This window comes from Phenylobacterium sp. (assembly GCF_036502675.1).
Classification (GTDB): domain Bacteria; phylum Pseudomonadota; class Alphaproteobacteria; order Caulobacterales; family Caulobacteraceae; genus Phenylobacterium.
Map to the genome: position 1 here is coordinate 1 of NZ_DASXYF010000118.1, position 8,490 is coordinate 8,490.

Annotated in this window: 5 protein-coding genes; 2 read left to right on the forward strand and 3 right to left on the reverse strand. The window is 69.2% G+C overall.

What is annotated here, in order from left to right:
- On the forward strand, nucleotides 1–571 hold a 571-nt coding region (locus VGL30_RS15925), incomplete at its 5' end, for a carboxyl transferase domain-containing protein (protein ID WP_331541000.1).
- Nucleotides 572–737: 166 nt separating this feature from the next.
- On the opposite strand, the gene VGL30_RS15930 is transcribed toward VGL30_RS15925, so the two are convergent.
- From VGL30_RS15930 to secA, 3 genes are all read right to left on the reverse strand, one after another.
- Nucleotides 738–3,692, reverse strand: a complete 2,955-nt coding sequence (locus tag VGL30_RS15930) for a TonB-dependent receptor plug domain-containing protein (RefSeq protein WP_331541001.1) — start codon at nucleotides 3,690–3,692, stop codon at nucleotides 738–740.
- A 269-nt stretch (nucleotides 3,693–3,961) separates the two neighbouring features.
- A complete protein-coding gene (locus tag VGL30_RS15935; protein ID WP_331541002.1) occupies nucleotides 3,962–4,963 on the reverse strand; it encodes a threonine aldolase family protein in 1,002 nt (333 codons plus the stop codon).
- A 28-nt stretch (nucleotides 4,964–4,991) separates the two neighbouring features.
- Nucleotides 4,992–7,757 (reverse strand): preprotein translocase subunit SecA, encoded by a 2,766-nt coding sequence (gene secA / locus VGL30_RS15940; protein ID WP_331541003.1) that lies wholly within the window; start codon nucleotides 7,755–7,757, stop codon nucleotides 4,992–4,994.
- 245 nt (nucleotides 7,758–8,002) lie between these two features.
- Between secA and VGL30_RS15945 the strand changes: the two genes are divergently transcribed.
- Nucleotides 8,003–8,490: hypothetical protein (locus VGL30_RS15945; protein WP_331541004.1), on the forward strand; the 488-nt coding region annotated here is incomplete at its 3' end.

Here is an 8,490-nt window from a genome sequence, read left to right on the forward strand (position 1 = left end):
CTACGCGCGCCCCGAGGGCTACCGCAAGGCCATCCGCCTGATGGACCTGGCGGAGCGGTTCAACCTGCCGGTGCTGAGCTTCGTCGACACCTCCGCCGCTTATCCGGGCGTGGCCAGCGAGGAACGCGGCGTCGCCGAGGCTATCGCGCGCTCCACCGAGCGCAGCCTGACCCTGGGAACCCCGATGATCGCCGTGGTCACGGGGGAGGGCGGTTCCGGCGGCGCGCTGGGCATCGCCTGCGGCAGCCGCGTGCTGATGCTGGAGCACGCCATCTATTCGGTGATCCCGCCGGAGGGCGCCAACGCCATCCTCTGGCGCGGCGGCCGCACCGCCGAGGAGGCCGCCAAGGCCATGAAGATCACCGCCCAGGACCTGTTGGGCCTGAAGGTCATCGACCGGATCATCCCCGAGCCGGCCGGCGGCGCCCATTCCGACCCCGCGGCGATCATCCAGGCGGTGGGCGACGCGGTGGAAGAGGAGCTGGCGGTGCTGGAGCCCCTGTCGCCGGCGGAGATCCGCAAGCGCCGCGCCGACCGCTTCTACGCCATCGGCCGCCTGGGTTCGGCGTGATCCGCGGCGTCCATAATCCATTGATATGCTGAAATAACTTCATGTCCGGGCTTGTCCCGGCCGGCCATGGACACCGACTCTGAGAGCTTCGATCTCGTCGATCCCCGGCGTTCCGCGCGTATCGCGCTTCAGCCGGGGATGACGATCCGGTCCGGGAGGGCCGGCCTCAGTACTTGAAGGTGGCGCCCACGTAGAAGAAGCGCCCGCGGTTGTCGTAGAGGCCCGCGCCCGCGCTGCTCGCGCCGGTGTAGGTCTCGGGCAGTTGCGGCGGCTCCTTGTCCGTCACGTTGAGCACGCCGGCCCGCATGTTGATCTGGTCGTTGAAGGCGTAGGTCGCCCGCACGTCGTGGCTGTAATAGTCGCCCGTGTAGTAGGGGCTGAGGGCGGTCGCCGGGAAGGCGTTGGTGGAGGCCATCGAGCCGATGAAGTGGGTGGTCCAGCTCAGGCTGACCGGACCCTTGCTCCAGTCGCCGGTGAACTGCGCCCGCCACCGCGGGATGCCCAGGGCGGCCTGGTTGGCGAGGCTGGCGTAGGCCTGCCCCGGCAGGTTCTGCAGCGCGGTGCGGTACAGGTCGGTGCCGTCCAGCCGCAGGCCGATCCGGCCGTAGTCGGCCTTGAACAGGTCCGCGGTCTCGAAGGCATAGGCGATCGAGGCGTCGAGGCCCTCGACCTTGGTGCGCGCCACATTCTGGTTGGTCAGCAACACCTGGCTGATCCCGCCCGCCACGCCGGTCGTGGCGCCGGTGGGGTCACGCACCACCAGGGCGCAATAGGGGTTCGACGCATAGGCGACCGTGGAGTTGTAGCAAAGGGCGTTCAGCACGGTGTTGACGTCCAGGCTGCTGATCTGGTCGGCCAGGTTGTACTTGAAGAAGTCGAGCGAGATCTTGAGGTTGGGGACGAACCTGGGTTCGATCACCACCCCCAGCTCGTAGGTGTGCGCCGTCTCCGGGTTCAGGTCCGGATTGCCGCCCAGCAAGATCGGCAGCGACGAGCGCCCCGTGCCGATGTTCGAATTGAAGGTCGCAGGGTTGTAGTTCGCGATCGCGGCGGAGCAGTTGGCCAGCCGGGCGGCCTTCTGCGCGGCCGTCGCGGCGGGCGACTGCCGGTCGCACGGATCCTGCGCGGTGGTGCTGAAGCTGCGGGACTGCGGGGCGTAGAGCTCGACAATGTTTGGCGCCCGCACGGCGGTGCCCTGAGAGGCCCGGAAGCGGATGTCGCGGACCGGCGCCCAGACGGCGGCCAGGCGGTACTGGTTGGTCCTGCCGGCGGACGAATAGTCCGCCGCGCGGCCGGCGAACTCGACGCTCAGCTCCTCGGCGAACGGCAGGTCCTTCAGCAGCGGGACGCGCATCTCCCCGTAGGCTTCCTTGACGTCGTACGAGCCGGCGCGGGTGCCGATCTGGTTGATGAACAGCAGGTTCGCCGCGCCCAGCGCGTCCTGGACGAAGCTGCTCTCCTCCTTGCGGTATTCGAGACCGCCGGCCACGCCGAGCGGGCCGGCGGGCAGGGTGAGGAGGTTGGTGTCGAAGCTCGCCGCGAAGACGGTCTGCTTCACCGTCTGGTCGGTGGTCGAGACGGCGTTCGCCCAGGCGACCGCCTCCTGCGAGGGGCCGTTGACCAGGTCCCAGGGTACGCAGCCGGCGGCGCGGGCGGTGACGTCGCGGCAGACGATCTGGCCGGTCGGCAGGGTGACCGCGTCGACCGCCTGCTGCACCCGGGCCTTATAGGGCTGGCCGTAGGACACCGTCGTGCCGTTCATTTCCCCGTACTGGCCGTAGCCGTTCCAGTGGATCGTGCGGTCCAGGGCGTCGAACTGGCCCTCCAGGCCCACGGTGACCTGGGTGGTGTCGCGGGTGGACCGGACGTCCCGCCCGCCGAATTCGCCCCAGAACTTGCCGATCTGGGCGCGCGACGCCGGGGTCAGGGTGAGGCCGCCGCCGGCCGGGGCCGCCGCTGTCCAGATGGCGCGCAGCTGCGCCGCCGTCGCGCCCGTCCCGTTCAGGAAGGCGTTGTCGCCGGTGATGAACACCGGCATCGTCCCGCCGCCGGCGGGGCTGGAGAAGGCGGGCGAAGACGTGCTGTAGCCCTCCACCTTCGCGTAGCTGGCGTCGACGAACGCCTTGACCTTGTCGGAGACCGCGTAGTCCGCGTGGCCGCGGATCACGCCGTGGGACACCTTGCTCTGCAGGGCGGCGTAGTCGCTGGCGTAGATCAGCGACTGGTCCTGGCAGGCGGGCGTCACGGTGGTGGCGGCGCAGGCCGGGCTCAGGCCGACGATCTGCGAGGGGTTGCGCACGTCGCGCACGACAGCCAGCGGCGACGCGCCGGCCCGGAGCTGGAAGTTCGCATAGGGCGAGGCGTTGCTGCGCGACGCCGGCACGATGGTGAGGACGGGCGGCGTCGCGGTGCGCCGCAGGCCGGGGTAGGCCCAGTCCCGGTCGGACTGCATGATCGGCTCGCTGCGGGCGATCTCGCCCCCGACCAGCACGTTCAGCCGGTCGCCCAGGTACTTGTGGCCGTAGAGGCCGCCGATGCGGAACTCCTGGCCGTCCCCGCGCGAGGTGACGCCGGTCTGCACGTCGCCCTCGAAGCCGTCGGCCTGCTTGCGCATGATGATGTTGACGACGCCGGCGATGGCCTCCGAGCCGTAGACCGCCGAGGCGCCGCCCGGCACCACGTCCACCCGCTCGACCATCAGCTGCGGCAGCATGTTCAGGTCGACGCCGGGGGAGGAGGCGTCGGAGAAGACGTGCCGGCGGCCGTCCACCAGCACCAGGGTGCGGACGTTCGTGCCGCCCAGGCCGCGGAGGTCCACCCGCGCCTGGCCCGTTTGGAACAGGGTGCCGCCGGCGGTCTGCTGGTTCACGTTGCCCCCGAAAAGGGGCAGGTCGACCAGCGAGTCGGCCAGCGACACGTAGCCGGACCTGCGGATTTCCTCTCCGGTCACCACCGCCGACGGCATGGGGGCGTTGAAGGTGTCGCGGCGGATGCGCGATCCGGTGACCACGATCTCGGACACTCCGGTGGCGGAGCCGGCGTCCTGCGCCTGGGCGAGACCGGGAGTCACGAGGCTCGCGGCGGCGGAGCCGAGCAGGGCGGTGCGGAGGAAGGTGTTCATGGTCGCTTTCATCGGGAGCCGCGGGCCTTCTGGCCGCGTGGGCGTGGTTCAGCCGCGGCGCTGCGTCTTGGCGCGCCGTCGGTTCAGAGGCGGCCAAGGTGCCGCTGCATTCCTCACGAAGTCGTAACCGTCCCGATCCAGGACATGCGTCCCTTTGCCGCCGAACGTGTTCGGCGCGGCATTTCGCAAAGGGTGCGGCTTTGGCGTCACACTGCGACGCTTACGGCGGATTCCTTGCCGCCGGGTAAAACCAGCCTCACCGTCAGAATTCAGACGATGGCGCGCAGGTCCTCCGCCAGGGCGTCGACCGCCCCGGCCGCCGTGGCCCAGGAGCACATGAAGCGCACCGTCCCGTCCAGGAACCGGTAGGCCGCCCAGCCGCGGTCGGTGAGCCGGCGCAGCGCCGGCTCGTCCATCTCCACGAACACCCCGTTGGCTTCCACGGGATGGCGCACCGGGAAGGGGCAGCGCCCGGCGAGCCGGCGCGCCATGGCGTTGGCGTGGGCGGCGTGCCGCAGGAGGGCGCCGTCCTGCAGCATGCCTACGAACGGCGCGGCGTAGAACCGGCCTTTGGAGGGGAGCTGGCCCGCCTGCTTGAGCCGCGCGTCGAACCGGCGCGCGAGCGCCGGTTCGAAGATCGCCACCGCCTCGGCGGGCGGCATGCCGGCCTTGGTCCCGCCCACCACCACGAGGTCGACGCCCAGCCCGCCCAGCGCCTTGGGGTCGAAACCCGCCGCCGCCGCGTTGGCCAGCCGCGCCCCGTCGAGGTGCACGCCCAGGCCCCCCGCCCTGGCCGCCCCGACGAGCACGCTCAGCGCCTCGGCCGAATAGACCGTCCCGTACTCCGTGGCGTTGGTGAGCGACAGCGCCGCCGGCGACTGCCGGTGGGAGACCTCCGGCGCGTCCAGGGCCGCCCGCAGGGCGCCAGGCTCGATCCGTCCCGAAGCGCCGGCCAGGCCGACCAGCCCCAGGCCGTGGCCGAAGAAGCCCGGCGCCCCGGTCTCGTCGGTGAGGACGTGGGCGTGGGCCAGCACCGCTTCGAACGGCCGGCACAGCGCGGCGAGGCACAGGGCGTTGGCCGCCGTGCCGGAGGCCAGGAACCGCACTTCCACGTCGGCGTCGAGGAACGCGCGCACCAGGTCGGCGGCCTGCGCCGTCACGCCGTCGTCCCCGTAGCCCGGCGCGAAGCCGTGGTTGGCCGCGGCCAGCGCGGCCATCGCCTCCGGCGCGGCCGGCGCGGTGTTGTCGGAGGCGAAGTCGTAGCGGCTCATGGTCCCGCCCGTGCGCCCCGCGCCAGCGTCAGATCAGCTGGCCGTGGCAGTGCTTGAACTTCTTGCCCGAGCCGCAGGGGCAGCCGGCGTTGCGCCCGGTGGCTTCCCAGCCCTCCGGCAGGGCCGACACCGGCAGGGCCTGGCGTTGCTCGGCCGCCAAGCCGTCCGGCAGCACGCCCATCACCGCGGCGTTCTCGCCGGTCAACGGGTCGAGGTGCACCTCGGTGAACTGGCCCAGCGGCGCGGGCTCCGGCTCGGCGAGCTGGAACTCCACGGTCATCAGCCAGCGGGTCACGTTCTGGCGCAGGTCGATCAGCAGCTTCTCGAACAGCGAGAAGGCCTCGGTCTTGTACTCGTTCAAGGGGTCGCGCTGGCCGTAGCCGCGCAGGCCGATGACGTTGCGCAGGTGGTCGAGGTGCATCAGGTGCTCGCGCCACTGCAGGTCCACCATCTGCAGCAGGAAGCTCTTTTCGATGCTGCGCATGTGCTCGGGCCCGAGGCTCGCCTCGCGCTCGGCGCGGCGGGCCTCGGCCGCCTTGGCGATGCGGTCCTGGATCTCCTCGTTGGCGATCCCGTCCTCGGCCGCCCAGGCCGCGATCGGCAGCTCCAGGCCCAGGTAGTCGCGGACCTGCTGCCCCAGCCCCTCCACGTCCCACTGCTCGGCATAGGCCTTGGGCGGCAGGTGGCGGGAGACGAAGTCCTCGATGGTGTCGGCCCGCATCTCGTCGATCACCTCGGAGAGGTCGGCCGCCTCCATGAACTCCTGGCGCTGCTCGAAGACCGCCTTGCGCTGGTCGTTGACCACGTCGTCGTACTTCAGGAGGTTCTTGCGGATCTCGTAGTTGCGCTGCTCCACCCGCTTCTGGGCGGTGGCGATGGCGGAGTTCAGCCACTTGTGGGTGATCGCCTCGCCCTCCTGGACCCCGAAGGTGCGCATGATCGAATCCAGCCGCTCGCCGGCGAAGATGCGCAGGAGGTCGTCCTCGCAGGACAGGAAGAACTTCGAGTGGCCCGGGTCGCCCTGGCGCCCGGTGCGGCCGCGCAGCTGGTTGTCGATCCGCCGGCTTTCGTGCCGCTCGGTGCCCAGCACGAACAGACCGCCGGCGGCCAGCGCCTTGGCCTTCAGGCCGGCGATCTCGGCCTCCACCTCGGCGCGGTGCTTGAGGGACATCTCCGGCGTGACCTCGACGCCCAGGCCGCGCTGTTCGTCGCGCCAGCGCAGGGTCTTCATGTCGACGTTGCCGCCCAGCTGGATGTCGGTCCCCCGTCCGGCCATGTTGGTGGCGATGGTCACCGCGCCCGGCACGCCGGCGTCGGCGACGATCAGCGCCTCCTGCTCGTGGTAGCGGGCGTTCAGCACGTTGTGCGGGACGCCGGTGCGGGCCTTGCCGTCCTGCTCGAACTTGTGCGCCTGCAGCAGGGCCGAGAGCTGCTCGGACTTTTCGATGGAGACCGTGCCCACCAGAATCGGCTGGCCGTGCACGTAGCAGTCCTCGATCTGCTTCAGGATCGCCTGGTTCTTCTCCGCGGCGGTGCGGTAGACCTCGTCGTCGTCGTCGATCCGCGTCACCGGACGGTTGGTGGGGATCTCGGCCACGTCCATCTTGTAGATGTCGAGGAACTCCTGCGCCTCGGTGGCCGCGGTGCCGGTCATGCCCGACAGCTTGTCGTAGAGGCGGAAGTAGTTCTGGATCGTCACTGAGGCCAGCGTCTGGTTCTCGGGCTGGACCACCACCCCCTCTTTGGCCTCGATGGCCTGGTGCAGGCCTTCCGACAGGCGCCGGCCCTGCATCATCCGGCCGGTGAACTCGTCGATCAGCATCACCTCGCCGGCGCGGACGATGTAGTCGCGGTCGCGCAGGTAGAGGATGTTGGCGCGCAGGGCCTGGTTGACGTGGTGCACCACCGAGACGTTGGCCGCGTCGTAGAGGCCGGTGGTTTCCTCGGCCAGGTGGCCGGCGGCCTGCAGGATCTCCTCCATCCGCTCCGAGCCCTCTTCGGTCAGCAGCACCTGGCGCTGCTTCTCGTCGTGGTCGAAGTTGGTGGGGTCCTCGATCAGCTCCTTCACCAGGATGTCGATGGTCTTGTAGAACTCGCTGCGGTCCTCGGTGGGGCCGGAGATGATCAGCGGGGTGCGCGCCTCGTCGATCAGTATCGAGTCGACCTCATCGACGATCGCATAGTGGAACGGCCGATGGACCATGTCCTCGAGCCGGAATTTCATATTGTCGCGCAGATAGTCGAAGCCGAGCTCGTTGTTGGTGCCGTAGGTAACGTCGCAGAGATAGGCCTCCTTCCGCTGCATGTCGTCGAGGTCGTGCACGATGACGCCTACCGTCAGGCCGAGAAACCGGTAGATCTGGCCCATCCATTCGGAGTCGCGGCGGGCCAGGTAATCGTTGACCGTGACGACGTGCACGCCGTTGCCGGTCAACGCATTGAGATAGACCGGGAGGGTCGCGACCAACGTCTTGCCTTCGCCGGTCTTCATCTCGGCGATCATGCCGCGATGCAATACGACGCCGCCCATCAGCTGCACATCGAAATGGCGCTGTCCGAGAGTGCGCTTCGACGCCTCCCGCACGGTCGCGAAGGCTTCGATCAGGATGTCGTCGAGCTCGGTCCCGTCGGCGAGCTGTTGCTTGAACTGCTGGGTCCGTGCCCGCAGCTCGTCATCGGACATCGCTTCGAGCTGCGGCTCCAATTCGTTGATGGCGGAAACGATCGGCCCCAGGCTTTTGACGTAACGGTCATTGGCGGAGCCGAACAGGCGCCGGGCTAAGGCACCAAGCATGAGACCCTCGAAATCAGGAAAAAATAGGCCGGATAAGTTCGCACGGCGGCCAAACGAGAGATAAGCGGGCGTCCAAGGCGTGTCAATTCGAGCCGGCCAATCGGGTCACAGGCGACTTCGCCCTTTCGCTGCCTTGTTTGCGTGATAGCGATATGCATTCATCCATCCACGCCGCTGGCGTGCAGCGGCTATTCCTCATTATAGGTACTGCGATGCATCCTCGTCTCTCAATAACTCCGCTCGGCTTGATCTGTGCCGCCGGGCTCGCCGCCGCGGTCGCCGGCGGCGGCGTCTTGCTGGCAGCCGACCGGCCCGCGCCTCAGCCGAACCCCGCCGCCACAATGCCGGCCCCGATGCCGCCCGGCAGCATGGTCGTGGCACGTGTCGACGGGACCGAGTTGCACCTTTCGGATCTCGAAGCGGCGCAACAGAGCCTGCCGCCCCAGGTCCAAAAGATGCCGCTCGCCCAGATCTATCCGATGCTCCTCGACCGGCTCGTCGACGGCATGCTGATCACCGAGGCCGCCCGCAAGGCTCACCTCGACCAGGATCCCGAGGTGCAGCTCCGGTTGAAGCGCTATGAGGATCGTTTGATCCAGGAAGCCTACCTCAACAAGGCGATCAAGGCCGCCGAGACCGAGGACCAGCTCAAGGCCCGCTACCAGACCTTCGCCAAGGACAAGGCGGGGCACGAGGAGGTGCACGCCCGGCACATCCTGGTCAAGACCGAAGC